24 protein-coding genes are annotated in these 23,195 nt (G+C 51.5%); 5 read left to right on the top strand and 19 right to left on the bottom strand.

Annotated elements, in window-relative coordinates; all coding sequences use genetic code 11:
- Positions 1–50: 50 nt before the first annotated feature.
- Positions 51–2,087, bottom strand: coding sequence for a Sec-dependent nitrous-oxide reductase (nosZ, locus tag ACOQPU_RS13770; protein WP_420645668.1), 2,037 nt, complete (start codon positions 2,085–2,087; stop codon positions 51–53).
- 189 nt (positions 2,088–2,276) lie between these two features.
- On the opposite strand from nosZ, the gene ACOQPU_RS13765 reads away from it, so the two are divergent.
- Complete coding sequence (locus ACOQPU_RS13765; RefSeq protein ID WP_420645839.1) at positions 2,277–2,459, top strand: TetR family transcriptional regulator; 183 nt, start codon at positions 2,277–2,279, stop codon at positions 2,457–2,459.
- Positions 2,460–2,487: 28 nt separating this feature from the next.
- Here ACOQPU_RS13765 and ACOQPU_RS13760 read toward each other — a convergent pair whose 3' ends face one another.
- Positions 2,488–3,120, bottom strand: a complete 633-nt coding sequence (locus ACOQPU_RS13760; RefSeq protein WP_420645667.1) for a haloacid dehalogenase — start codon at positions 3,118–3,120, stop codon at positions 2,488–2,490.
- Positions 3,121–3,309: 189 nt separating this feature from the next.
- On the bottom strand, positions 3,310–4,161 hold the full coding sequence (locus tag ACOQPU_RS13755) for a DUF2877 domain-containing protein (RefSeq protein ID WP_420645666.1): 852 nt from the start codon (positions 4,159–4,161) through the stop codon (positions 3,310–3,312).
- A gap of 129 nt (positions 4,162–4,290) precedes the next feature.
- Here ACOQPU_RS13755 and ACOQPU_RS13750 point away from each other — a divergent pair, with 129 nt between their 5' ends.
- Both ACOQPU_RS13750 and ACOQPU_RS13745 read left to right on the top strand, forming a co-directional pair.
- Positions 4,291–4,767: an aminoacyl-tRNA deacylase gene (locus ACOQPU_RS13750; RefSeq protein ID WP_420645665.1), complete on the top strand. Its 477-nt coding sequence runs from the start codon at positions 4,291–4,293 to the stop codon at positions 4,765–4,767.
- 51 nt (positions 4,768–4,818) lie between these two features.
- Positions 4,819–5,574: a glycosyltransferase family 2 protein gene (locus ACOQPU_RS13745; RefSeq protein ID WP_420645664.1), complete on the top strand. Its 756-nt coding sequence runs from the start codon at positions 4,819–4,821 to the stop codon at positions 5,572–5,574.
- Positions 5,575–5,661: 87 nt separating this feature from the next.
- On the opposite strand, the gene ACOQPU_RS13740 is transcribed toward ACOQPU_RS13745, so the two are convergent.
- The 11 genes from ACOQPU_RS13740 to ACOQPU_RS13690 all read right to left on the bottom strand — a co-directional run bounded on the left by ACOQPU_RS13740 (position 5,662) and on the right by ACOQPU_RS13690 (position 16,385).
- Positions 5,662–6,657 (bottom strand): aldo/keto reductase, encoded by a 996-nt coding sequence (locus ACOQPU_RS13740; protein ID WP_420645663.1) that lies wholly within the window; start codon positions 6,655–6,657, stop codon positions 5,662–5,664.
- A gap of 133 nt (positions 6,658–6,790) precedes the next feature.
- Entirely contained in the window at positions 6,791–7,573 is a 783-nt protein-coding gene (locus ACOQPU_RS13735; RefSeq protein ID WP_420645662.1) for a DUF1828 domain-containing protein, read from the bottom strand.
- Positions 7,574–7,585: 12 nt separating this feature from the next.
- Positions 7,586–8,011 (bottom strand): hypothetical protein, encoded by a 426-nt coding sequence (locus tag ACOQPU_RS13730; protein ID WP_420645661.1) that lies wholly within the window; start codon positions 8,009–8,011, stop codon positions 7,586–7,588.
- A gap of 150 nt (positions 8,012–8,161) precedes the next feature.
- Positions 8,162–8,905, bottom strand: coding sequence for a 23S rRNA (guanosine(2251)-2'-O)-methyltransferase RlmB (rlmB, locus tag ACOQPU_RS13725; protein WP_420645660.1), 744 nt, complete (start codon positions 8,903–8,905; stop codon positions 8,162–8,164).
- Positions 8,906–8,966: 61 nt separating this feature from the next.
- Positions 8,967–10,409, bottom strand: a complete 1,443-nt coding sequence (gene cysS / locus ACOQPU_RS13720) for a cysteine--tRNA ligase (protein ID WP_420645659.1) — start codon at positions 10,407–10,409, stop codon at positions 8,967–8,969.
- Between the two features lie 77 nt (positions 10,410–10,486).
- Positions 10,487–11,842, bottom strand: a complete 1,356-nt coding sequence (gene gltX / locus ACOQPU_RS13715; RefSeq protein ID WP_420645658.1) for a glutamate--tRNA ligase — start codon at positions 11,840–11,842, stop codon at positions 10,487–10,489.
- Between the two features lie 6 nt (positions 11,843–11,848).
- Positions 11,849–12,904, bottom strand: coding sequence for a PIN/TRAM domain-containing protein (locus ACOQPU_RS13710; RefSeq protein ID WP_420645657.1), 1,056 nt, complete (start codon positions 12,902–12,904; stop codon positions 11,849–11,851).
- Positions 12,905–13,647: 743 nt separating this feature from the next.
- Entirely contained in the window at positions 13,648–14,406 is a 759-nt protein-coding gene (locus ACOQPU_RS13705; protein ID WP_420645656.1) for a hypothetical protein, read from the bottom strand.
- Between the two features lie 437 nt (positions 14,407–14,843).
- Complete coding sequence (locus ACOQPU_RS13700; RefSeq protein WP_420645655.1) at positions 14,844–15,440, bottom strand: DUF6940 family protein; 597 nt, start codon at positions 15,438–15,440, stop codon at positions 14,844–14,846.
- Positions 15,441–15,544: 104 nt separating this feature from the next.
- A complete protein-coding gene (locus ACOQPU_RS13695; RefSeq protein ID WP_420645654.1) occupies positions 15,545–16,042 on the bottom strand; it encodes an SRPBCC family protein in 498 nt (165 codons plus the stop codon).
- The gene (locus tag ACOQPU_RS13690; RefSeq protein ID WP_420645653.1) at positions 16,035–16,385 is read right to left on the bottom strand and encodes an ArsR/SmtB family transcription factor; all 351 of its coding nucleotides are present in this window, start codon (positions 16,383–16,385) and stop codon (positions 16,035–16,037) included. The genes ACOQPU_RS13695 and ACOQPU_RS13690 overlap by 8 nt, the downstream gene beginning before the upstream one ends.
- Before the next feature lie 144 nt (positions 16,386–16,529).
- Between ACOQPU_RS13690 and ACOQPU_RS13685 the strand changes: the two genes are divergently transcribed.
- Together ACOQPU_RS13685 and ACOQPU_RS13680 are read left to right on the top strand one after the other, a co-directional pair.
- Entirely contained in the window at positions 16,530–18,296 is a 1,767-nt protein-coding gene (locus ACOQPU_RS13685) for an ABC transporter ATP-binding protein (protein ID WP_420645652.1), read from the top strand.
- A gap of 111 nt (positions 18,297–18,407) precedes the next feature.
- Positions 18,408–20,204, top strand: coding sequence for an ABC transporter ATP-binding protein (locus ACOQPU_RS13680; RefSeq protein WP_420645651.1), 1,797 nt, complete (start codon positions 18,408–18,410; stop codon positions 20,202–20,204).
- A gap of 73 nt (positions 20,205–20,277) precedes the next feature.
- On the opposite strand, the gene ACOQPU_RS13675 is transcribed toward ACOQPU_RS13680, so the two are convergent.
- The 5 genes from ACOQPU_RS13675 to ACOQPU_RS13655 all read right to left on the bottom strand — a co-directional run bounded on the left by ACOQPU_RS13675 (position 20,278) and on the right by ACOQPU_RS13655 (position 23,042).
- Positions 20,278–21,114: a hypothetical protein gene (locus ACOQPU_RS13675; RefSeq protein ID WP_420645650.1), complete on the bottom strand. Its 837-nt coding sequence runs from the start codon at positions 21,112–21,114 to the stop codon at positions 20,278–20,280.
- A gap of 239 nt (positions 21,115–21,353) precedes the next feature.
- On the bottom strand, positions 21,354–21,695 hold the full coding sequence (gene mazF / locus ACOQPU_RS13670; RefSeq protein ID WP_420645649.1) for an endoribonuclease MazF: 342 nt from the start codon (positions 21,693–21,695) through the stop codon (positions 21,354–21,356).
- Positions 21,695–21,937, bottom strand: a complete 243-nt coding sequence (locus tag ACOQPU_RS13665; RefSeq protein ID WP_420645648.1) for an AbrB/MazE/SpoVT family DNA-binding domain-containing protein — start codon at positions 21,935–21,937, stop codon at positions 21,695–21,697. The genes mazF and ACOQPU_RS13665 overlap by 1 nt, the downstream gene beginning before the upstream one ends.
- Positions 21,938–22,026: 89 nt before the next feature.
- Entirely contained in the window at positions 22,027–22,470 is a 444-nt protein-coding gene (locus tag ACOQPU_RS13660) for a hypothetical protein (protein ID WP_420645647.1), read from the bottom strand.
- The gene (locus ACOQPU_RS13655; protein ID WP_420645646.1) at positions 22,467–23,042 is read right to left on the bottom strand and encodes a hypothetical protein; all 576 of its coding nucleotides are present in this window, start codon (positions 23,040–23,042) and stop codon (positions 22,467–22,469) included. The genes ACOQPU_RS13660 and ACOQPU_RS13655 overlap by 4 nt, the downstream gene beginning before the upstream one ends.
- Between the last annotated feature and the right edge of the window lie 153 nt (positions 23,043–23,195).

Raw genomic sequence — 23,195 nt, 5'->3', positions numbered from 1 at the left:
CTCCATGAAGTGTTTAGATTAAGAATGCGTATAGATTAAATTGAAAATCCTTACTCATTTGGCTCAATCATCATGTAACCTGTCATTTCCAAGTGTAGTGCTGAGCAGAATTCTGTGCAATAGTAAGCGAACACGCCATCTTCAGTTGCGTCAAACTCAAATGTGGTAGCTTCACCAGGTTCAATGCTCAGGTTAATATTGTAGTACGGAATAGAGAAACCGTGCGTGGCATCATAGGCACGCTCCACGTTGGTGATGTGCCAAATAACGTGATCGCCCTGCTTGATTTCCACATGCTCTGGGGTGAAGTGGCTGCGAACGGCCGTCATCCAGATTTCTACCTGATTACCATTGCGTTCAATGCGTTCTTCGCCAAGCTGCACCACGTTTTCGTCAATCTCACCCGTGTGCGGGTTCCAGCCAATTTCTGGGTAAACCTCCCACGGAGAGAGCTTGTCGGCCCTGATGATTTGGGCGTAATGGGGTTCCCCATCAGGAATGGGCAAATCATAAATCACGGGCATGGTTGTGCCAGGTGCACCGATGTCTAGCAATTGGAAGTTTTGCGGCAGCAGTGGCCCAACGTTGTTGAAACGATCAATGGCCCATTTATTCATCGAGACCAGGTATTGTCCATCAGGGCTAACCGTGTCCCCTTCAGCCGCAGCAATATGGCCGACGTTGTATTGCACAGGTGTTTTGTGAACTAACGTCCAATCTTCCTCTTCATGCAGGTCAGAGAAGCTGCCGCCTAACGTCCACCGAGCCACGGACGGTTCCAGGAATAGGCTGGTGTAGGCATACCCTTTGTCATCGAATTGGGTGTGAAGCGGGCCTAAACCCACTTCAATTTGGACTTCTACCACATCGTCGAAGGCCAGGATGGGTACGCCATAGGTGTCAAACTCAAAACCACCGGCAGCAATAGCGTCCTGCATTTTCTCGAAGCTATAAACGCTTACGTGAGGATCCAATTTACCAGAAACAACCATGTAAGCACCATCAGGTGTTACATCTACACCGTGTGGGCTTTTGGGTTCGGGGACAAAGTAGAGCAGTTCTTCGGCAACGGCCGTATCCAAAGGAATAACCGGGAAGCCGCGTACCTCTATTGTGTTGCCAGACTGGGCAACTTCAACGGCCTTATCCAGATTGAAAACGTGCATGTAATCCATGTCATTTTGCGAAGCACCCGCCTCAAAAGGTGGTTCGCCGTCTTCTACACCACCCGTCGCCATTTCTGTATTAAAGGAGTTGCAGAAGACCCAGCCATCGCTAACTAATTTGCCAGCGTCGCACAGGTCTTGCCAATAGGGGGGCAGTTCAATGGCAAAAGATTGATCTTCAAGAATACGCCCGGAAGCCCGGTCAAATTTCCAAAACGTGACCATACCGCGATAATCTTCTTGATAATCGGCAATCGAGGCGTATTCCCAGCCCAAGGGGGAGCCGTATTGACCACCTTCGATGAGCCACTCGGTATCTGGCGTGACAAATGTGCCGCCATGATCGCCTAGTGCAAGCGGATTCTTAACAATTTGCTTGGTTTCAAAGTCTTTTAGGTCGATGACGGCGACACGGCCGTTTGCCTTATCGTTAATGAAAACAAATTCACCATCATAATCACCACCTGTCTCACTCAATGCTGGATGATGGGTATCACCCCAAGTGATGTTGCTGCCATCAATGTTGCCACCAGCCAGCACTTCCATCGTGCCTTCGGCACCATAGCCATACCCTTGCCACGGTTCTGGGGTGAAGACGGCAATGGTCTTGATAATGCGCATTGAGGGCATACCAATTACATAGATTTGCCCGGAATGACCGCCGGAGGCAAACATAATGTAATCATCATGGGTACCAGATGGTGTATAGGTCTTGAGAGCTGCTTCAATATCTGCTGGGGTTAAACCTCGGGCATCGGCAATTGCTTGGGCATTGCCAGACACTTCAGCTGATCCAGATGCTTCTGTTCCTGTGTCGCCACCATCTTCCCGGCAGCTAACCGCTAGAGAAATTAGCATAATTAGGGCAAATAAGCCGACAAAGGTTTTTATGTTTAAATTCTTAGCTAACCAACTGTTCATTCCGTCCTCTCCTGAGAATGTGGAAATGGCAAAGTTTTTCCATCGTCCACCAATAAAATAAATGTTAATTGCACAATGCTCGCTGTTTTTTGAATAAGAGGGGGCTTTCATGAGACAGAGAGGGTGCAATATACTTATGTTACTAATGGTTGGAACTCGAGTCTTTGCAATTTTGCAAACTTCGGAGGAATGTCGGAGAGGAAACAAGGGAGATATGAACGGCTATCGACTTCAGCAATTGCCAGAAGAGCGGGCATATCGATTGGCTCACTGCACCAATTTTTTGCCAAAAAGAATAGCCATAGAAAAAAAGAGAGGTTTTGTGTTGCTTTGTTGCCAAGCGTGCCACTCAAAAATTCAGAAATCCTCTAAAACCTCTGTGCCCTCTATGGCAAATTTTTTACCCTTTCAATCGGTTTTCTACATTTTGGAGCGCAGCCTCTAACTGCGCCTGGCGCAGGCTGTTGGTCACATCGCCACGGGTGCGCTCCAGCACGGCGCGCACCGTGTCCGTGCGGCGGCGCAGCCCGCCCGTGATGCTGTCGTTGAAGTCGAAGGTGACAAGCTGGCTGTAAATCTGGTCCATGATGTCCAACAGCCGCTCCGCTTCGTCGCTATGGCCGTGACGGATAATGTCCAGAATGCGGCGGCGCAGCTCGGTAGCGGCTTCGGCCAGGCCATTGAGCCAGGTGTTGCCTTCAGTGCCTAATTCGTCGGGCGTAGGCAAGGGGCGACTGCGAATGAGGGCGTAAGTCAGATTGGCTTCCACAAATTCTTTCACGGCATCTTGCGTATAGCCAGCGAAATAGAGATTGGGGTAATCTTTGACACCGGCCACTAATGTTTCTGTAGCAATCTTGGCTTCAGCGATGAGGGTCTCGGCCGTTTGCCACTCTTCGCGGTGAATGGCGCGGATGGCGCGGGCGCACAGGCTAATCAGCTGGCGGGAGCGTTGGTAGGCCTGGTCGCGGGCGGTGTTCACTTGTTCAAATTCGGCCCGAATCTGATCGGCCGTGTTGTCTAATTGATCCATAAATATCTCCTCGGTATTAGCCACAGATTGCGCGGATTACGCAGATTTTAGATTCGTTTTGCATCTTGCTACTGTTTTCTGTGGTTGGATAAGTGATGGGGAAAATTTAACACAAAGGAATAAAGATTGGAAGGAACGACGGAAAAGGAAAACTTTGTCTCTTCGTTCCTTCGTTTCTTCGTATAAATTTTAGGCGGCGGCGATGAAGCCAAGCAGGGCGGCAGCACCAGAGGTAGCTCCTTGATTTAGGATTCGATTGGCGGGTCGTTGCCAATCATTTCCAGCAATAAATGCATCCAGTAACTCGTGCCAAGGAAGCCATACTTCGCCGCGGGCGGCGGCTTGCAGCCAGGCGGCCGAGAGTTGGGTGGTGCGCGGCACGGCCGTTTCCACCACAATTTTCGCCATTCTTTCAACCTCATCCTTGGGCCTCGTTGCCCACAAACCAAACAAAAATCCCACCAGAAAATCATCTCCAGCGGGGGTAAAGCCAGGGCCGAAGCCAGCCAGTCTGGCAACGGCCGTTTGCCACGCTTCTGGATCATCTCCAAACTGGTCGGCCTGCATTTGGGCAATGGCGGCCTGGAACTGGTGGGTAAAGTTGGCGGGGCCGATGGTTCCCAGCTGGTTGAAGCGTTCGGTAACGGCCGTTTGCATTTCCGGCAAGGCATGTTGCCAATCGGCTTGCCATTCGTGCAGTAAATGCCAGTTGGGGACGGGGTTCCACAGTTTGGCAGCGCGATACGCAATTTCTAGCGAGCCAATGCTTAACATTTCGGCAGTTTTAGCGACGGTGGCATAGGGATAAATGAGGGTAGGGAACGGCCGTTCCTCCGCGATGAGCAGTGAAAATGGCCCTGGCTTTACCGTCGGCTGCACCACAGAGATAATTTCGCCATCGGCATCAATCAGGTTGATGACCTGATCGAACAAGTGCAGCATTGTGGCTGCTTTCGGTTTTTGCAGCCACCGCTGCACACGTGGCGTGAGGATGTTGGCCGTTAGTTGCCACTTCTGCATCATGTCAACATTGTAACCCACAATTCAGGTTCATAGACAGGATGCAGAAAGAGATGTCACTGAAATAATCATTTGAATGCCAAGCAGTAAGTCTGAGCAACGCATGACCAATTCGGCAAAACAGGCCCCACCTATTAAAATCCAACCTGTATGACTGTTTACGACCAAATTATTACTCTGCTAAAAAACAATCGTGTCGATTTTGAACTGCATGAACATGAGCCAGTGCGTACCGTGGCCGAGGTTGAAGAAAAATTGCCGTTCCTCATGGACAAGATGCTGAAGACGGTAGCGTTTCGGGTGAAGGACGGCCGTACCATCCTAGCTGGCCTCCGCGGGCATGATCGCATCGACTATCGTCAGTTGGCGGCATTTTGCGGTGTAAACCGACGGGCTATCGCCAGCATGTCGCCCCAGGCGGTGAAAGATGATCTGGGATTCGAGGTTGGCGGCGTGGGGCCATTCGCCTTGCAACCGAATGTGATTGTTTTGCTCGATAAACACCTGGCCGAGATGGGCACCGTATACTGCGGCAGCGGCCGCAACACAGCCACCCTGGCCATCCAGTTTGCCGATTTGCTGCGCGTGTGCGGTGGCGAGATGGTGAGTCTGGCCAGGGACAATTAGTGTATAAATTGGGTAGGGGCGATTCGCGAATCGCTCTTACAGGAGAATAGTGTGCAAAGAAGTTTAACTGTATCTATGCCAGCCTTTAACGAAGCTGAAAACATCCCCGGAATGGTGGCTGATGTGCTGCGCGTGATGCCCCAGTTGGCCAATGAGTTTGAACTGATTGTGGTAGACGATGGCAGTCGGGACGAAACGGCCGTTGTGACCCAACAGCTTGCCCGGCAACACCCGCAGCTTAAGTTGGTTCAACATGGCGAGAATAAGGGGTACGGAACGGCCGTACTCACCGGACTTACCCACGCCAGCAAGGAGCTTGTCTTTTTTACCGATGCCGACCGCCAATTTGATCTGGCTGAAATTGAAAAGCTGCTGGCCCACATTGAAACGGCCGATCTCGTCGTGGGCTACCGTGCGCCGCGCCGTGATCCATTTATGCGGCGGCTCAACGGCAAGGGATGGAGCTGGCTGGTGACGCTGCTGTTTGGCTATACCGCCCGCGACATTGATTGCGCCTTTAAGCTGATGCGCCGTGAGGTGATCGCCCGACTGCAAAATGACATCGGCTCTGGCGGGGCCACCTTCAGTGCTGAATTTTTGGTGCGCGCCAAGCAGGCAGGTTTCAAAATTGTGGAAGTCCCCATAGAAGGGCATCGGCCGCGCGTGGCGGGCAACCCCACCGGGGCCAATTTGCGGGTCATTACCCGCGCCTTCAAAGAACTGATGCAGTTCCGGCTGGGGCTGTGGCGGGAGGCCAAACTGACGGTTAAATCCGGGGTGAATAGTGAGCAGGGAACAGCCGCTTAATTGTTCCGATTTTGCGTTTGATTTGAGTTTTGCGGCAACGGCCGTTCCCCGCCCAGCGATGGTCAAACTCCTTGTTGGATGCCTTAATTACGCTTCCTGCGGCTCATGTTCTGCCACGATGGCCTGCACTTGCGCCACCTCTTCTGCCGACATCGGGCCAAACTGCAATGCCCTGGCATTGTCCTGAACTTGTTTCACATTTTTGAAGCCAGGAATGGGCAGCATCCGCTCGTCCAGCCCCAAAATGTAGCAGATAGCCCCCTGCGCCATGGTGCGCCCACCCGCTGTAAAAATGTCTCGCAAAGCGTCCACCGTGTTTAGTCGCCGCACAATGCGATCTTCTTCAAAACTTACTTGCGAGCGAATGTCATCTTGGGGGAAGGTGGATTGGCTGTTGTATTTGCCCGTGAGAATGCCTTTGTTCAGTGGATCTTTGTTCAGGCCAGCCAAATCATGATCCGCGCAAAGCTGGCGCATTTCGGGGTTATCAGCTACAGCGTTGAGGCGAAACTGGATCGACGCGCAGTGTGGCCCATCGGCAAAAACGTGGGCGTGATCAACTAAATCGGTGCTCCACCCATACCAGCGAATCTTGCCCTCGCTTACCAACTCTTCCAAAACGCTACGGAGCGTTAAAGCCAATTCGAGATCGTAGCCAGCTTCATGGAGTTGATAGACGTCAATATAATCTGTCTGTAGGCGACGCAGGCTGTTTTCCACATCTTGGCGCACGTTTTTCAGAATCTGATCGTTGTCGCCAGTAACAAATTTTTCTGCTTCGTTCACGATGTGGCCAAATTTGGTGGCGATGACCGCCTGAGCTCGGCGACCCGCCAATGCCTTACCCAAGACGATCTCGCTGTGGCCGGCGCCGTAATTTGCGGCCGTATCAAACAAATTGATCCCCAAATCCAAGGCTGCATGAATAGCTCGAATTGATTCATCGTCATTTATTTGCCCCCAACCAGCCGGATATGATTCTTCTTTGGACGGTCCCATGCGCCACGGGCCACCAATTGCCCAGCAGCCCATGCCGATGGCACTGACTTCTAAACCACTTTTGCCAAGTTTTCGCGTTACCATTTGGTCTCCTTTTGCGTTTTTATTTGCAGATGCTTGGTGGTGAAAAGTATACAGAAGGGAGGGTGGGAACGAGAACACCCAGAAGGGTGCATGGTGGGGTGAAAATCTAATTGTCGCTCAAGGGATTTGGATACTACCTTAAAAACTCAATTGCCTGATAGCGATCATCCCATGTTGTTATCAGGTCCACATGATTTCTTAGTACTGCTTGTACTTCCATGTTTTCCCACGGCTTTCTGCGATTTTCCTTTCGATTGTCAAGAATCGCTAGAAAGCGAATATTAGGTCTTATAATTTTTACATCCATTATTGTAAAGGCAAGGACTTTTGAGTCTTTTTTTGCAATGGATGTTGAGGTTGTTGAGAGAGGCGACACAACTACATCCCGCGAGCTATTTATATAGATTGGTACGGGATGCAGAATTGTTTGGCCTTGAATCTGATATGAGGTTTCTATTGTAAAATTGTTTTCGGTTAGGTAAATTTCAACTTCATCAGAAAAAGATTTTTTTTGTCGATGAGTTCTTTTATATATCAGGTAATTTACGGCCTCAATTGCACTAACAATATTATTTAATGCAGCTCCTAAATTATCCTCCTGAGTTTCCAAAAATATTTCTGAGCCACCAAGAGTAGCACCCCGAAGATGTACAATAGATTCCGCCTGACGATATAAATCACGGTTACTATCTAAATTGAGTCCATTGACAAAAAGGTAGTCAAAAGTCAAGTATTCATCTGATAATTTAAGCCAACCCGGTCTTGATTCAGTAATTACAATCTCTATCGCATCGCCATCAGGTTTTAAAAACGGTGTGACCAAGCGACAAGAATTTTCAGTTTCTTGAATAACATCAAACTGTTGTTTTAAAGCATCTAAATAGAGATTTATAGTTGACAAACAATCAACTAACATTGGCGATCTCACTTATCGACTAAACATTAAGTTTTGATACCCACCTGTTAATGATATATTTTCCTCTGAGAGAAAACCCATAAATTGCTCATTAATATCCCAATTAGGGCTTATATCATTTGGAACATAGGCTTTATCATTTTGGGTGTGCCTTTCCCAGATATGTTTGTGAGAGCCTCGAAAGATTTCACCCGTGCTTCTTGACTTATGGTAGGGGTGATAATCATAACGACGGATGGGATAGTTTTTGTATAGAATCGCAAAACTATGGTTTGTTTTGCCATAGAAGCACTTTAGTCTTAAAACTTCGTTTAACTCAGGAGCCAATACTTTAACATCAATTCTGTAACGATCACCAGGTAATGGTTTCCAAATAACCTGTTCTGCTATGATTTTCGGAGTCTCATGAAGCTGATTTGCAAAATCTGTATCAAGCATAATTCTAGCTCAATTTTTCGGGAAGATAAAGATATGAGGGTTGAGTGTCACAAAGATAAACTGAACAGCTAAAAATATAATCGCAAAGTACAGCTTTTGCAAACTTAGAATCGAGTGAACGATAGAAATTCGATTCCAATTGGCTATGTTTTACCCAAACCCCCGCGCTTGCCAAGCCTGGTAAATGAGGATGGAACCGGCAACGGCCGCATTCAACGATTCCACATGCCCTTTTTGCGGCAACTTTAGGCGAATGTCGCAGCTTTGGCGCACTAGGCGTCGCATGCCTTGGCCCTCATGCCCTACCACAATGCCCAGCGGCATGTTCAAATCGACCTGGCCCAATGATTGGGCGTCCTCGGCTAAATCCATCCCCACAATCCAGATGTTTTTGGCTTGCAATTGGCGGATGGTTTGCACCAAATTGGTAACCTGGGCGATGAGCAGATGTTCGGCGGCACCAGCGGAGTATTGCACAACGGCGGGGGTAATCTCCGGGGCGCGGCGGTCTTGCACAATGACGCCATGCACGCCGCAGATTTCGGCCGTGCGCAGCAGGCTGCCAATGTTTTGCGGCCCGTGTAGCAAATCTAGCAGCAGTAGAAACGGCCGTTCACCCCGACGCTCGGCCAGCCCCAAAATTTCATCCACATCGTTGTAAACGTAAGGGCCCACTTCCAGCGCGACGCCTTGGTGGCTGTGGTCTTTGGCAATATGGCCGATTTTTTGCTTGTCGGCCGGTTGAATGCGTACCCCCCGCTGTTGGGCTGCCTCGCGCAACAGCCGTGCCAACTTCTTGTCTAGCCCCGCTTGCAGCCACAGCGTAAAAATCTCCCGGCGGCTGCCGCGCAGAGCTTCCAAGACGGTGTTGCGGCGGATGAGGATTTCTTTCATGGAGATTAGAGGTCGGAGACTGGAGATTAGGGACTGGTAAATCTCCAATCTCTGTTTGTTATTAACCTAACTTCCAAATAGTGCCATCGGCGCGATCTTCCAAAACCACGCCCAGATCGCGTAGCTGGTCCCGGATTTTGTCGCCAGTGGCCCAATCTTTGTTGGCCCGGGCCTGGGCGCGTAGCTCGATGAGTAGGCGGATGAGGCCCGCTTCCCGCTCGGCGTCGCTATCTTGCGTGGTTTCATCCGGGATGATGCCCAGAACGGTGCCGCCTAGTTTGCGGTACAGGCCGTCCAGCGCGGCCAGGGATTCTTGCGACTGTGGCCCCTGTTCATTGAGCAGGCTGTTTACTTGCCGCGTGTAATCTTGCAGCACGGCCAGGGCAGCGGGGGCGTTGAAGTCGTCGTTCATCTTTTCGATGAAGGTGGCTTTGGTTTTGTCTACGAGTTCTTGGACAGCAGAGGATATTGGGCCGGAAACGGCCGTGCGCATCTGCTCTCTTACTAAAGAAACCGCACCCCACAATCGCTGCCAGCCTTTGGTAGCTGCTTCCACCGCCTCGTCAGAAAAGTCGATGGGGTTGCTGTAATGGCTGGACAAAATAAAGGCGCGAATCGCTTCAGGTCGCCAGCGTGTCAGCGCTTCTTTAATGGTAAGCGTGTTGCCCAGACTCTTGCTCATCTTCACGCCGTCTAGCGTCAGCGAGCCAGTGAGCATCCAGGTACGGGCAAAGGTTTCCCCATGTGCCGCCTCGCTTTGGGCAATTTCACACTCGTTGTGGGGAAAAATGTTGTCGATGCCGCCGCCGTGAATGTCGAAGGTTTGCCCCAAATATTTATTAGCCATCGCCGAGCATTCCACGTGCCAGCCGGGGAAGCCATCTCCCCACGGGCTGGGCCAGCGCAAAATATGCTCTGGTTCGGCTCTTTTCCACAGGGCAAAGTCAGCCGGGTGCCGCTTTTCGCTGCGTACGGCTTCGCGGGACCCGCCTTCTTGCTCTTCAATTTTACGGCCGCTCAATTTGCCATATTCCGGGTACGAGGTGACGCTAAAGTAAACGGAGCCGTCCACTTCGTAGGCGTGGCCTTTGTCGATAAGGTCTTGCACCATAGCGATTTGTTCGGGGATGTGGCCGCTGGCGCGGGGGCTGATGTCTGGTCGCTCTACGCCGAGGGCGTCCATATCGGCAAAGTAGCCGCGCATGTAGGTTTCTACCACCTGCATGGGCAGGGCAGAAAGCTGCTCCGCCTTGCGCAAGATGCGATCTTCGCCAGTGGCCAGCATGTGGCCCACGTCGGTGATGTTTTGCACGTAGAGGACGCTGTAGCCGCTGTAGCGCAGGTAGCGCACAATCACATCGAAGCCAACGTAGGTTTTGGCGTGGCCGATGTGGGAATGGTCATACACGGTGGGGCCGCAGACGTAGATGGTGACACGGCCGTCTTGCAGCGGCACAAATTTTTCTTTTTGGCGGCTGAGTACGTTGTAAATTTTCAGTGACATACAAACTCCAAAGTTAGCCACAGAGGACACAGAGAGTTGAGAGGTTTTTTCTCTGTGTTCTCTGCGGCAAAAATTTTTCACAATCGTAGCGCATTGGCGATGCGTTGCAAAGTGCGGTTTTTGCCCAGAATGGCCATGATTTCTGCCAAGGGCGGGCCACCAGTTTGCCCGGTAAGGGCCGCGCGGATGGGGTGGAAAATGGCCGTTGGCTGCCACCCGTCACTTTCCTTAAAACCATTGCGTAAGCCCTGCAAAATGCTTTGCGCCGTCGCTTCATCCAGCAGGACGACATGAGCCAGTTCAGCCACCAGCCGGGTAAGCACCGGGCGGGCAGATTCACCATGCAGCGCTTCTTGAGCACCCGGCGTTAATTCAAAATTGTCAGCAAAGGCCCATTCGGCGGCGTCTACGGCATCTTCCAGCTTGTTGAGGCTTTCACGGATGACGGCCGTTAGCCGCACCAGCCATTCATTTTGCAGCGGCAGCTCATCGTAGACGTCTTCGAGGTACGGCCGTAGCAATTCCGCCAATTTCTCATGACTGAACCGCTGCATGTATTGCCGGTTCATCCAGTTCAGCTTGTCCCAATCAAAAGTGGAGGGGCTGGGTGACAGGCGTTCCAGGCGAAACTGCTGGCGCACGTCCCACTTGTCCACAATTTCCTGAGCGTTGTCGGGTGTCCAGCCCAGCAGCAGCAGGTAGTTGAACAACGCTTGTGGCAGGTAGCCCGCCGCCTGAAAATCGCGAATGAGGTAGCCGCCTTCGGGATCACGTTTCTTTAGCTTTTGCCCCTGCCGGTTGAGAATCAGCGGCAGATGCACCCAGACTGGTTCGTCCCAGCCCATTGCTTTGTGCAGTTGAATGTGAATGGGGGCACTGGGTATCCAATCTTCGCCGCGCACCACGTGGGTAATGCCCATGTCGTGGTCGTCGGTGACGGTGGCCAGATGGTAGAGCGGGTCGCCATTGCTGCGCACGATGATGGGGTCTTGGTTACGGCCGTTCTCAAAGCGTATCTCCCCGCGAATGGCATCGTGCAAAGTGGTTTCGCCCGCTCGAGGCATTCTCAGGCGCAGGGGGTTGCCGCTGGGGGTGGCCGGATTTGCCGGATCGTCACCGTAGTAGGCATGGCCTTCGTCTACCAGCTTTTCGATGGTGCGTTGGTGAAACGGCCGTCTTTCAGATTGCACATACGGCCCAAAATCGCCGCCGATGTCTGGCCCTTCGTCCCAATCCAGCCCTAGCCAGTTGAGGGCATCAAAAATGAGCTGGGTGGCTTCGGGCGTGTTGCGGGCGGCGTCTGTATCTTCGATGCGAAGAATGAAATCCCCTTTGAGCGCGCGAGACAAGGCCCAGCAGAAAACGGCCGTGTGCATGTTGCCTACGTGGATTGGCCCGGTGGGGCTGGGCGGAAAACGAAGCCGGGGAACCATAGTGGGTTACGGCTTTGCGAAAATCATGCGCCCAGCCGAAGTTTGCAGCACTTTGGTGACGGTGACATTAAGGGTTCTGTTGATGAGGGAACGGCCGTCTTCTACCACCACCATCGTGCCATCCTGCAAAAAGCCCACGCCCTGGTCTGCTTCCCGCCCTTCCTGGATGATTTTCACCTTCAACTCTTCACCGGGCAACGATGTGATTTTGACAGCGTTGGCCAAGTCGTTGATGTTTAGCACGCTCACGCCTTGCAGCTCGGCAACGCGGTTGAGGTTGTAATCGTTGGTCATGATGGGGCAGTGCAGGTGACGCGCCAACGCCACCAGCTTGCTATCGGCGTCACGCACTTCGCTCACGTCCATATCGGTGATTTGGGTAGGGATTGGCGTGTCGTTTTGCAGTTGGGTGAGCACCTCCAGCCCCAAACGGCCGCGTCCTCGGCGTAATGGGTCGGCACTGTCGGCAATGTGCTGTAATTCAGACAGGATGAAATTGGGAATAAGCAGGGTGGCCCGGATAAACCCGGTTTTGCTAATGTCGGCAATACGGCCGTCGATGATGACACTGGTATCCAATAAGATAAATTGGTCAGTGCCATCGGTATCTGACCTTTGTTCCGAACTGGTTTGAACCATCGGTATGCGCAATCCGCTGAAAAACGCTTGCAAATCATTTTGGCGCGACACTAAAATGACCACACTGAGATAGCAAAGAACAGCGGCTGCCACCAGCGGCAAAATCTGGCGGAAAGGTGACCCTAGCAATGCCAGCGGCAGTGAAAGCAGGGCAGCCGCCACCAACCCAATGAACAGCCCCAGCACAATGGCAATGAGCCGCTCGGCAGGCATTTTGGCCAACCGGGCACTGATGTGGCGTAACGGCCGTATTGTGACGAATGGGGTTAAGATTAGCCCCACTAGAATGCCAAGCAGAATGAAGACAATCACATATGCTTCTGGCGATACGCGCAAAAATTGAGCCACAGAATTACCCAAAAATGCGCCACCGATGCCAAAAAGGATGGCCCCCACAATGCGAAAAATAAATTCACTGCTCATAAATGATTCCTTGCCTCAAATTGTGCCAAAATGACAAATGGCAAATAGCCTCAGGCTTTGTTGCCAGAATCAGATTAGCTGCTGAGTAAGCAAACTGTAGCCCATGCTGCAATTTGAACAGAGCGCACCATCAATATTTATTTGGATGAATCAACAAAGGGCGAGCAAACCTTGTTCTGTCAGAGTAACCATCCCTAAAATAAGCGGTCGGCTATTTCTCGATGAAGTTTTTGATCTGACAGTTGCTTGACGAAGGATAAGTCCCAAAAATGCTTGGCGCGACGGTAATTTTGCATGGGTGGAATGATGCGCCGCAATTTGCTTATTGCCATTGTGCTGGCAATAAAGTGGCACTAACGAAATAAACGGGCCACTCTGGAATAATTTGGTAAGCGTTTGCCAAAACCTTTGTGGAGCAAATCAGAAAGATAGCTAAATTGTATAGATAGATTTGCTCTTGAATCAATAAATATGGACGGGCATGAACAAAATAAAAAGAATCTACATTTTGATGGTATCACAGCCATTATGGAGGGGCAATATGCAACCACAGACTGTGTTTGGTAAATCGAAGAGCAATTCCTTCATGGTTTAGCTAGGCGATAGCAGTTTTCCGGCGGGGCTGCTGCAAAATTCTATTGGCTGTTGCCCAAATCGGGGAAAAAGGTGGCGAATTTTTGGGATGAGTTTGGAGACGGCCGTGCCTGAAACGGCCGTCTTTTCTAAAGCGATGCTAATGTGCCTCACCGTTGTGGTGGGGTGCCAGAACGGCCCGGTGCCTTCATGCTGCCGCGCGATGGACGGCTGTGGTTGGGGGAATTGCTGGGCGGGCGACGGCCGTTTTCCCGTTTGGGTGCAGCGCGCATGGGAGCTGGATTGGGTCGGAACGGCCGTCCGGCTGGCGATGTATTGCGTTGAGTGCGGGTGGCAGACGGCCGTTTGGCTGGTTGACGCCTGTGTTGTAAAAGCGATCCGGCAAACATATATTCCCCTGCCACAGAGATGGCCCCGATGAACAGGATGCGCGTCAGCCACACTAGCGTCGCCACGAAAAATGGCACCCAGCGCAATAGCTGTTCCCGACTCAGCACTTCGTTGCCAAAATCGTGGGACAGCAGCGTGAGTGAGATGGCCCACCAGGTCATGACCGCATTCATGGTGGCTCCTAACAGCCAGGCACCCATCAGATACCAAACGGCCGTTGGTTCATTTTTACCTCGTTCTGGTGTGAACAAACGTGCCAGCCCCGCAAAATCAATGGCGCAAAAGGCGATGGCTAGGATGGTTGCCCAGCCAACGCCGGCAAAGCGCACGTCGCCCAGTAAGTTGCCCAGCGCGTACCGTGTTGTATCAAAGTTAAATAGTTCAAACGCCACCAGTGCTACCACCAGGATGACACCCATAATGCTTTTTTGCGGCAAATTCAGCCCCAATAAAGCATTGTTGTCGGATTGTAGAGGGCGTGGCGTTGCACCATTGTTCGTTGCGCCCTTTGTTTTCATGATCTTTCTCCCGCAAACTTTCTTTGCAAATCTTCGCTTCCGCAGAAACGAAAAAGTACGAACCTCAGGTTCGTAAGCTCTTTCCTCTTTGAATTTAGTGTCATGTCCCCAGTTGTTTATTTGATGAAAGAGGATGTGGCGCTGATAAGGGTCGCTACTCATCAGCACCACGTTTTGAGGGGAAGAGGGTATGTGTAGAGAAGAGGGAAGAGGGTTCCGTATGTCTGCCAAGGATATTAGCACAGATGTTCTAAAAAGTCAAACGAAATTTAGAACAAATTTGGGTAATTTTCCAAAATGGTATGAAATTGAGGGACTTTCAGATTTAGTGGGAGGTTAACTGATGTTTGCAACGAATTTGCCCGAATTATTGCTAATTTCCGTGGACATTTGCGTTCGTTTTTATTGTTCCCAGGAAATCCCAAAGGGTTGAATTTTTATCCTGGCTGGGGCCAAAGGCGATACGGCCGAAATGTATAATATTTGGGTCGCGAATCCAGCCGAACGTGCAGCCAATACACCCCTAAACCAGAGGTGCTGAGCCACAACGGCCGTTCCCCCATGTGATTGGTTACGGCCGTCCCCACTCGCTGCCAAAAGTGATGCTGCTGGGCGGGCAGTGCGCTGCGGCTAAAGGTAGCTAAATGTGCAAACGCATCGGCAGGCGTTTGCGGGCAAGGCACAACCAGGTGCGCATCTTTGCCTAAATTTGGGAAATCAACCACGGGTTCATCAGTGAAATAATTGGCGAAAGCACGACGCTCGGCCGAAACGCGCGCCAGTGGGGGCGCATTGACGAGGACAAATTCAAACGGCCGTTCCCGCGTCTCTTGCATGATGGGTGGCGTCTCCCAAAAGTAGGCGGCAAATGGTGCATCCGCCAGCAGCTGAATGAAGAAGTCGCGAAACGCGTCATCAGTTTGCCATTTTTGCAGGATTTGGGCGTAGGTGAACGGCCGTTTCCCATCGAGGAGGGTGTGGACATGGCCGTCTTGCAAAATTTCAACTTGCACTTGAATGTCTGGACTGTTCATGTTGAAATGATTGTACAGACAATGTTGCCACGCACAAACGCAAAAGAGCAACCAGGTAACAAAATATGATTGCTCTTTTGCAGAATTAGTTGCTGATTTTGTAATTAGCCAGGATTGGACTCGATGTAAGCGGCCAGCTTCTTGAACGCCTGAGCCCACCCGCCTGCGCCGCCGGAATCGGTCGGAACGCCAGCGTGAGTCATGGTCATTTTGGTACGGCCGTTTAAATCTTCTAGCTCAACTGTAACCTGCGTGGTCTCTGGCGTGCCTTCTGGCATGCCCATTGCTGCTGGCGACAGTACATTGCCCTCTGCATCTGACATGCTGTCTGTGTACACCAGCCGTGTGGTGGGCGTTACTTCAAGATATTCGCCCGTTGTCCACATTTGCCTGCTGCCATCCGGTGTCTGCATTTCCATGCAGACCAGGCGTTTACCGCCAACCTGCACATCCATTTTGGCAACGGGCACGCTGAAGCCATGTGGCCCATACCACTGCCTGAAATGCTCTGCACTGGCCCACATTTGCCACACCAGATCAATCGGTGCTTCAAAAATCCGCTCAATGACGACTGCATCTTTAGATGCTGTTTGCTCACTCATTGTTTTGCTCCTTTTCTTTGAGTTGCTTGAGATAGATGTCCATTTGGTCAAAACGCGCTTCCCATATGTGCCGATACTGCTCTGTCCAGTTAGCGACTGCTTGCAAAGGAGCAACATCAATCGTGCAGGGGCGGTACTGTGCCTTTTGCCCTCGTTGAATAAGACCAGCACGCTCTAGCACTTTGATATGCTTTGAAATAGCTGGCAGGCTCATGTTGAATGGTTCGGCCAGTTCGTTGACGGTTGCTTCCCCTTCTGCCAAACGGGCCAATATTGCCCGCCGAGTCCTGCTCGCTAGCGCAGCAAAAGTTTGATCTAGTAATGTATCAACGCTCCTTTTCATTTTGAAAAACCCTTATTTAACTAAATAGTTAATTAACTGGTTGGTATAATAAACTCAACCCGTTTATTTGTCAAACTGGAATTTTTATTGAGGACAAAATTGTAAAACCTGTTACGATCTTTTGCAGACAAAAGGAACCACCAGATGAGCCGATCTGAATTTACCATTGCCGATGCCCACACTTACGATCATCGTTCGCCGCTGCGCTGGCTACAATCCCACATTTTGCGCTATAAAGCATTGCTCACCACCTTTTTGTTAACTACTTTGGGAATGGCTGCGACGCAAAGCATGACGGCCGTTACCGTCGGCTGGGCGTTTGACAGCGTCATTCAAAACGAAGGGCGTTCTGGGCTTACCGTGGCCACGCTGTACGTGGTGGCTGCTTACGTAGGCTACGGCTTGTTCGACATCGTCAACAGCCTGTCGATCCGCGTATTGGCCCAGCGGGTGGAGCGCAATGCCCGCGACGAACTGTATCTGAGCCTGCTCAGCAAAAGCCAAACGTTTCATGGCCAGCAGCGCGTCGGGGATTTGATGGCACGGGCCACCAACGACGTGCAGCAGCTTAATCTGTTTGTTAGCCCGGCGTTAGGTACCACCACCGAATCAATTCTCACGCTGCTGGTGCCCTTGGTTACAATTACTACGCTCGATTACCGTTTGCTTCTCGTGCCAATTTTGTTCCTCATTACCACCTATTTTGCCCTACGCCGCTACAACAATAATCTGCGCCCTGTTGCTACCGATTTGCGCTCGACGTTTGGCGTGATGAACGCCGGGCTGGCAGAAACGATTTCGGGCATTGAGGTGGTGAAGGGATTTGCCCAGGAACCAGCCGAGGAAGCTCAATTCAGCCATAACGCTGGCGCATACCGTGATGCGTTTGTGCGCGAGGGTGAAGTGACCGCCCGCTATCTGCCGCTGCTGCTGTATGGCCTGACGATTGGGCTCGGCTTCGGCCATACGCTCTACCTGTTCATGCAGGAAATTGTTTCTGTAGGGCAGGTGATCGCCTTTATGGCCCTGCTGGGGACGCTGCGGATGCCGATTCGCTTTTTGCTGCGCAACGTGGCCACTTTTCAACAAAGTTTTGCCAGCGCGCGTCGCATTTTGGAGATGATTCTCACGGAGACAGAGCTGGACCAAAACGAGGCAGGCGTGGTGCAGCAGATGGAAGGCGAGATCGTTTTTGAGAATGCGGATTTTAGTTATAGTGGCGAACTGGCAACCCAATCTTTGGTTTTGCAAAATATATCGTTTAGGGCGAAGCCAGGACAGACGGTGGCGATTGTGGGGCAGACGGGCGCGGGCAAGAGCACACTAACCAAGCTGCTAAATCGAACCTTTGATGTGGGCAACGGCCGTATCATCATCGACAGCATTGACGTGCGCGACTGGAACCTGGACAGCCTGCGTGGGCAAATTGGCACCATTGAGCAGGATATCTTCCTCTTTTCGCGCACCATTGCCGAAAATATTGCCTTTGGCGCGCAAGCCGACGTGCCCCAGACGGAAATTGAGGCGGCGGCCAAGCAGGCGCAGGCGCATGAGTTTATCATGCGCTTCCCCGACGGCTACCAGACAATGATTGGCGAGCGCGGCGTGATGCTTTCTGGCGGACAGCGGCAGCGGCTGGCCATCGCCCGCGCCTTTCTGAGCGACCCGCGCATTTTGGTGCTGGATGATTCCACTAGCGCCATCGACAGCAACACCGAGGACCAGATTCAGCGGGCGATGCACAACGTGCTGGCAGGGCGGACCACCTTGCTCATTACCCACCGTCTGTCCCAAATACGGAGTGCAGATTTGATTTTGTTGATGAAAAACGGCCGTCTTATCGCTCAGGGCACTCATGAGGAGCTGATGGACGGGAGTGCGGTTTACCGACAGATTTTTGTACGTGAATAGAAAATATCGACGCAAAGAGCGCAAAGAAACAGAAGGGGCAAAGGGCTTTTTTTCTTTAACCTCTTTGCCCCTTTGCGTCAAAAATTTTTCAAACAGAAAAACGAGGCAAACATGGGTATCACCGGCGGCTTAAACCCAGAAGAATACGACCGCAGCTACAGTGACCGAGAGCTGGTACGGCGGATTGTGGGCTATTTTCGTCCGCACATCGGCAAGGTGCTGCTGGTGGCAGCGATGGTGTCACTCATCTCCATTTTGGCGACGGCGACGCCGATCATCATCTCGCGCGGGATTGATACGCTGGCGGCCAATCCGCAGCTACAGCTTTTACTGACGCTGGCGGCCGTTGTTACCGTGATGGGTGCGTTGAGCTGGGGCTTCAACTTTGTTAGCCTCTGGTTTTCGGCGCGCGCCGTAGGTGAAGTGGTGCTGGCGCTGCGCGAAGATGCATTTCGGGCCGTCATGCGCCGCGATTTGTCCTTTTACGACCAGTTCGCCTCTGGGCGCATCGTCAGCCGCGTCACGTCTGACACGCAAGATTTTGCTACCGTCGTCACCCTAACGATTGATTTGCTGAGCCAAATTGTGCTGGTTTTGGTGATTGGCCTCGTTTTGGCGACGCAAAACACGCGGCTGGCGCTTATCACCTTCACTGTGGGGCCCATTGTGGTGACGATTGCACTCGTTTTCCGGCGGCTGGCGCGGAACGCGATGCAGCAGGCGCAGCGCGCGTTGGCCACTGTCAACGCCACCATTCAGGAGACGATTAGCGGCATTGGCGTCGCCAAAAACTTCCGGCAAGAGGCGGCCATTTATGACGATTTTCAAGAGGTAAATGAGCTGGCGTATCGCGTGCAGCTAAACCGCGTGGCCGTCTTTGGCAGCATCTTCCCCCTGCTCAACACCGTCTCCGGGATTGCCGTCTCGGTCATTATTTATGTGGGTGGGCTGATGGCGATCCAGCAAGATATTTCCGTGGGAGAATGGTATTTGTTTGTGCAGGGACTAACGATTTTCTTTTACCCAATTACCAGTTTGGCGTCGTTTTGGAGCCAGTTTCAGCAGGGATTGGCGGCCAGCGAGCGGGTCTTTGCCCTGATTGACGATGAGCCACTGGTGATTCAGAAAGCAAATGATCCGATAGAGCAGCTGCGGGGCGACATTGCTTTCGACAAGGTGACGTTTAATTACAGCACTGGACGCAGCACGGTGCTGCAAGATTTTTCGCTAAACATCCCGGCGGGGCAAACGTTGGCGATTGTGGGGCACACGGGCGCGGGCAAATCGAGCCTGGTGAAGGTGCTGATGCGGTTTTATGAGTATCAGGGGGGTGATGTGTTGGTAGACGGCCGTTCCATCCGCAGCCTCGATCTCAGCCAGTACCGCCGCCAACTGGGGCTGGTGCCGCAAGCCCCCTTCCTGTTTTCGGGAACGGTGGCGGAGAATGTGAAGTACGGCCGTCCTAATGCGAGCGATGTTGAAGTGGAAACGGCCGCACGGCAGCTAGGCGACGGCAGTTGGTTGGAAGATTTACCCAATGGCCTTCAAACGGACGTGGGGGAGCGGGGAGCGCGGCTCTCGCTGGGGCAGCGACAGTTGGTGGCTTTGGCGCGGGTGCTGCTGCAAAATCCGGCCATCCTGCTGCTGGATGAAGCCACCGCCAGCATCGATCCGCTCACGGAAGCGCAGGTGCAGGACGCCCTGGCCACCGTCCTGCAAAATCGCACCAGCATCATCATCGCCCACCGCCTCTCCACCGTGCGCGCCGCCGACCGCATCATCGTCCTACGCGACGGGCAGATCATCGAGGAAGGCAACCACGACGCGCTGCTGGCCCAAAACGGCCACTACGCCGAACTGTACACCACCTACTTCCGCCACCAATCGCTGGAATATCGGCCGTGGTGATCTAGTGATCTATAAGCTTTGAGCATAAAGTCAGGGCAGAAAACCCAGAGAACCGATTGACCAATTAAAGTTATCATTGGCGGGAACTTTGATAGAGAATCGGAGTTCCATCTTCATTTGTGTATCCGACCAATTCTGCGACTCTATCGGTTTCCAATGTTGGCGTCCCCCAAGTCTTTTTGGTTACTATTACTTGCTCAACTAGACTTTTCAGCCTGGGAAGTGCCTCTGAAATCTGGCTATTAGTGTCATGAAATTCATGCACGCCTTTCTTGCTCTCAGCATGACTTGCCCTCCCGCGAAGGATTAATAATCCCCTAAGCTCCTCTTCGCTAAAACCAATATTGGATGCTGGTTTGTATTTGGACAACAGTTGGATAAGTCTACGATCTTTTGCCCCAAATGCTGATTCAAGAACCTTCCAAAACTCTCTATAGACACCTATCGGTTCTTGCAACAATAAGGCTTGCCTGTATAGAGCAACACCGAGTCCCCGTTGATAAAGTTTTTCTAGTGCATCATCGACCATGGTCGATAAAGACACAGAACGCAAACTTAACGAAACTGACATGCGTTGATAAATCCGAGAGGTTCCGAGTAAATCTAACTTCTGCCGATCCTCTTCAGTCTCGACGATAAGTTGATCATTGCCTATTCTATGAGAAAATCGAATCGGAACGTCAATTAGGAAGGAAAGAATATTGACCATAACCGTGAAAAAATGGCTCAATTCTCCTCGCTCATTTATCTCTACCCCCTGATTAGGTTCTCCACCATCAATGGGCAACTCACCAACCCGAAGCTTCAACTTATCCGTATCAACATTGCATTCCACGTGCGCCGACGCTCGAAGTCTTTCCTCATCATATTCCTCAATCCGGAACAGCCTTTCTCGAAGCTGAATTTCCAAGGGTATATTCAGCCTCGATGAAGGTTTTGTTAGGAAGATTAACGTGTAAGCAAGTCTAAGTCTCATGTGAGATTCTCGTAAGTTCGTTGCCTAATGATGAAGGATTCTTCCTGCTCTGGCAAGGTCTTTGGCCAGCGCGAAACCTCACCCAGCCGTGGTCGGCATCCCGCCGTACCGCTTGCTACACAATCTAGAACGCTTGAATTTTAGCATAAGTTGGGTGGAACGACTGATTGACCTTACCCTTGAACTTCCAGCAAAACTGAGAGCCTTGCCAAAACCTGCTTGTGAATTCGTGCTGGTAATTGGTCAATGTACTCAGCTTGCCGTACCCGCCAATCCATGCTTTTAACCTGATCCGCCAAAATCACGCCAGTTACCCCTAAATCGGCCGGAATCTTGACTTCAAACGGGTACCCTTTTTGCTGATTGGTGATGGGGCATAAAATGGCTAGTCCCACCTTTCTGTTGTAGCTGGCTGGCGATAAAACAAGGGCAGGGCGTCGCCCTGCCTGTTCATGTCCTGCCTGTGGATTAAACGTTAGCCAGATCAAATCGCCTTGATTGGGAACATATGCCATTACCAAACCTCACTGCCAACGGCCGTTCCCGTTTCAACTTCATTGTGAAGGTTTTCGTCCGTAATTTGAGCCAGCAATTCTTCGAGCGTTAGGGCGGGTTCAGGTAACGGCCGTATCAGCAACTGCCCATCCTCAACCACAATTTCAACCTCTGTGTCGGTTTTGATGGCTAACTGCTCTGCCAACGGTTTTGGAATCCGCAATGCAAGGCTGTTGCCCCATTTTTTCACCTGTGTTTGCATATCTCACCTCATCAAATGTATATACAAAGATGATACATTGTTTAGTGAGCAAAGGCAATAGGGGATTTTACGGCCGTTCCAACCCCACATCACTCCACTTTCCGCTGGTAGCGAATTTGCCACATGATTTGCCACGTCTGGCCGCCGTCTTCGGAGCGTTCCCAGTTCCAATCCAGCGCTTGCTCAGTAATGTTGTACCAGACCATGCGCTGTAAGATGGGTTTGCCCTCCAGCATGGCCTCGCGGGACAAAACCATCTTGCCATCCGCAAATTCGCCCACAAAATCGAGGTAGCTGCCGGAATTATCCACCCACGTTTGCTGCCACTTGCCTAGCTGCGTGTTGTAAGTGGAAACGCTCAACCCTTGCAGTGGCGTGGATGGCGTGCCATCGAACTGTTCCTGAATGACGCGATTGTCGAGAACGGCCGTAATCAAATTCGTACCTCGCCCATTGTCCCCCCAAGTTAAATCCCATTCGCCCAGCCAAAAATCAAACTGGCGCAGCTTTGATTCGTCGTTTTCACTCATCATTTCCTTCCTTTAGAGACGTCCTTGAGAGTGCTGTACAGCCATTCCCGTTCAACCTCTGTGGCTCGGGTAGCTATGTCAATGCGGTCAGCACCGCGATCGATAGTGAGGCGGTTGCCACTATCAGTCTCCCGCAGGCGCAGGCTTTTTAGCTCAATAGGCATAAACTCAATTTTTTTGCGGCGATGAAACATTGATTTCCAATATTCCATGGAGTAGCGTGTACCAAACTTGAGGTCGAGTGGCGGTACCCCTGTATCGAAAGTCAGATTGGGGAGGTTTAGGTGAAGTGCTTCTGGAATGGGTTTCCTGAACAGACGATACACCATGTAGAATGCAAATGCACCGCCAAGCGTCCAGCCCCCCAGCCAAATAAGCAAAAATGGCTCCGGTGATCTAAGTAGCTGTGTTACGGTCGTTACCAATGCAAGCGCCCATCCACCCAGCCAAAATATAAGAAATGCGCCAATAAAATAGCGGAAAGCTCCCACTTTTTTATGGGGAACAATGATGGTTTGATAGCCATCAGTAAATTGAGTCGATATTTTTGAGCCATTTGGGGGTGTTGTGTTCATTGTTTTTCCTACTGTTGAGAGCTTTCTTTTCTTGAAAATATAGTGACTCTCCAAACGCGATTCCTTATCCAAATAATCTGAGATAGTATCAGTACTTCGGAATGGAGGGGCGGGTATCCTCAGATACCCGGTTCGTATCCTCAGATGCGAACT

It is taken from the genome of Candidatus Leptofilum sp. (assembly GCF_965223285.1).
Classification (GTDB): Bacteria; Chloroflexota; Anaerolineae; order Promineifilales; family Promineifilaceae; genus Leptofilum.
Note: the sequence above shows the minus strand (reverse complement) of the source record. Positions and strands in the feature narration are given on the sequence as shown.

Bases quoted from the DNA above. Each gene is read 5' to 3' on its own strand.
- nosZ (WP_420645668.1), bottom strand. From the start codon at position 2,087: ATGAACAGTTGGTTAGCTAAGAATTTAAACATAAAAACCTTTGTCGGC.
- ACOQPU_RS13765 (WP_420645839.1), top strand. From the start codon at position 2,277: ATGTCGGAGAGGAAACAAGGGAGATATGAACGGCTATCGACTTCAGCA.
- ACOQPU_RS13760 (WP_420645667.1), bottom strand. From the start codon at position 3,120: ATGGATCAATTAGACAACACGGCCGATCAGATTCGGGCCGAATTTGAA.
- ACOQPU_RS13750 (WP_420645665.1), top strand. From the start codon at position 4,291: ATGACTGTTTACGACCAAATTATTACTCTGCTAAAAAACAATCGTGTC.
- ACOQPU_RS13740 (WP_420645663.1), bottom strand. From the start codon at position 6,657: ATGGTAACGCGAAAACTTGGCAAAAGTGGTTTAGAAGTCAGTGCCATC.
- ACOQPU_RS13735 (WP_420645662.1), bottom strand. From the start codon at position 7,573: ATGTTAGTTGATTGTTTGTCAACTATAAATCTCTATTTAGATGCTTTA.
- ACOQPU_RS13730 (WP_420645661.1), bottom strand. From the start codon at position 8,011: ATGCTTGATACAGATTTTGCAAATCAGCTTCATGAGACTCCGAAAATC.
- rlmB (WP_420645660.1), bottom strand. From the start codon at position 8,905: ATGAAAGAAATCCTCATCCGCCGCAACACCGTCTTGGAAGCTCTGCGC.
- cysS (WP_420645659.1), bottom strand. From the start codon at position 10,409: ATGTCACTGAAAATTTACAACGTACTCAGCCGCCAAAAAGAAAAATTT.
- gltX (WP_420645658.1), bottom strand. From the start codon at position 11,842: ATGGTTCCCCGGCTTCGTTTTCCGCCCAGCCCCACCGGGCCAATCCAC.
- ACOQPU_RS13710 (WP_420645657.1), bottom strand. From the start codon at position 12,904: ATGAGCAGTGAATTTATTTTTCGCATTGTGGGGGCCATCCTTTTTGGC.
- ACOQPU_RS13705 (WP_420645656.1), bottom strand. From the start codon at position 14,406: ATGAAAACAAAGGGCGCAACGAACAATGGTGCAACGCCACGCCCTCTA.
- ACOQPU_RS13700 (WP_420645655.1), bottom strand. From the start codon at position 15,440: ATGAACAGTCCAGACATTCAAGTGCAAGTTGAAATTTTGCAAGACGGC.
- ACOQPU_RS13695 (WP_420645654.1), bottom strand. From the start codon at position 16,042: ATGAGTGAGCAAACAGCATCTAAAGATGCAGTCGTCATTGAGCGGATT.
- ACOQPU_RS13690 (WP_420645653.1), bottom strand. From the start codon at position 16,385: ATGAAAAGGAGCGTTGATACATTACTAGATCAAACTTTTGCTGCGCTA.
- ACOQPU_RS13685 (WP_420645652.1), top strand. From the start codon at position 16,530: ATGAGCCGATCTGAATTTACCATTGCCGATGCCCACACTTACGATCAT.
- ACOQPU_RS13680 (WP_420645651.1), top strand. From the start codon at position 18,408: ATGGGTATCACCGGCGGCTTAAACCCAGAAGAATACGACCGCAGCTAC.
- mazF (WP_420645649.1), bottom strand. From the start codon at position 21,695: ATGGCATATGTTCCCAATCAAGGCGATTTGATCTGGCTAACGTTTAAT.
- ACOQPU_RS13665 (WP_420645648.1), bottom strand. From the start codon at position 21,937: ATGCAAACACAGGTGAAAAAATGGGGCAACAGCCTTGCATTGCGGATT.
- ACOQPU_RS13660 (WP_420645647.1), bottom strand. From the start codon at position 22,470: ATGATGAGTGAAAACGACGAATCAAAGCTGCGCCAGTTTGATTTTTGG.
- ACOQPU_RS13655 (WP_420645646.1), bottom strand. From the start codon at position 23,042: ATGAACACAACACCCCCAAATGGCTCAAAAATATCGACTCAATTTACT.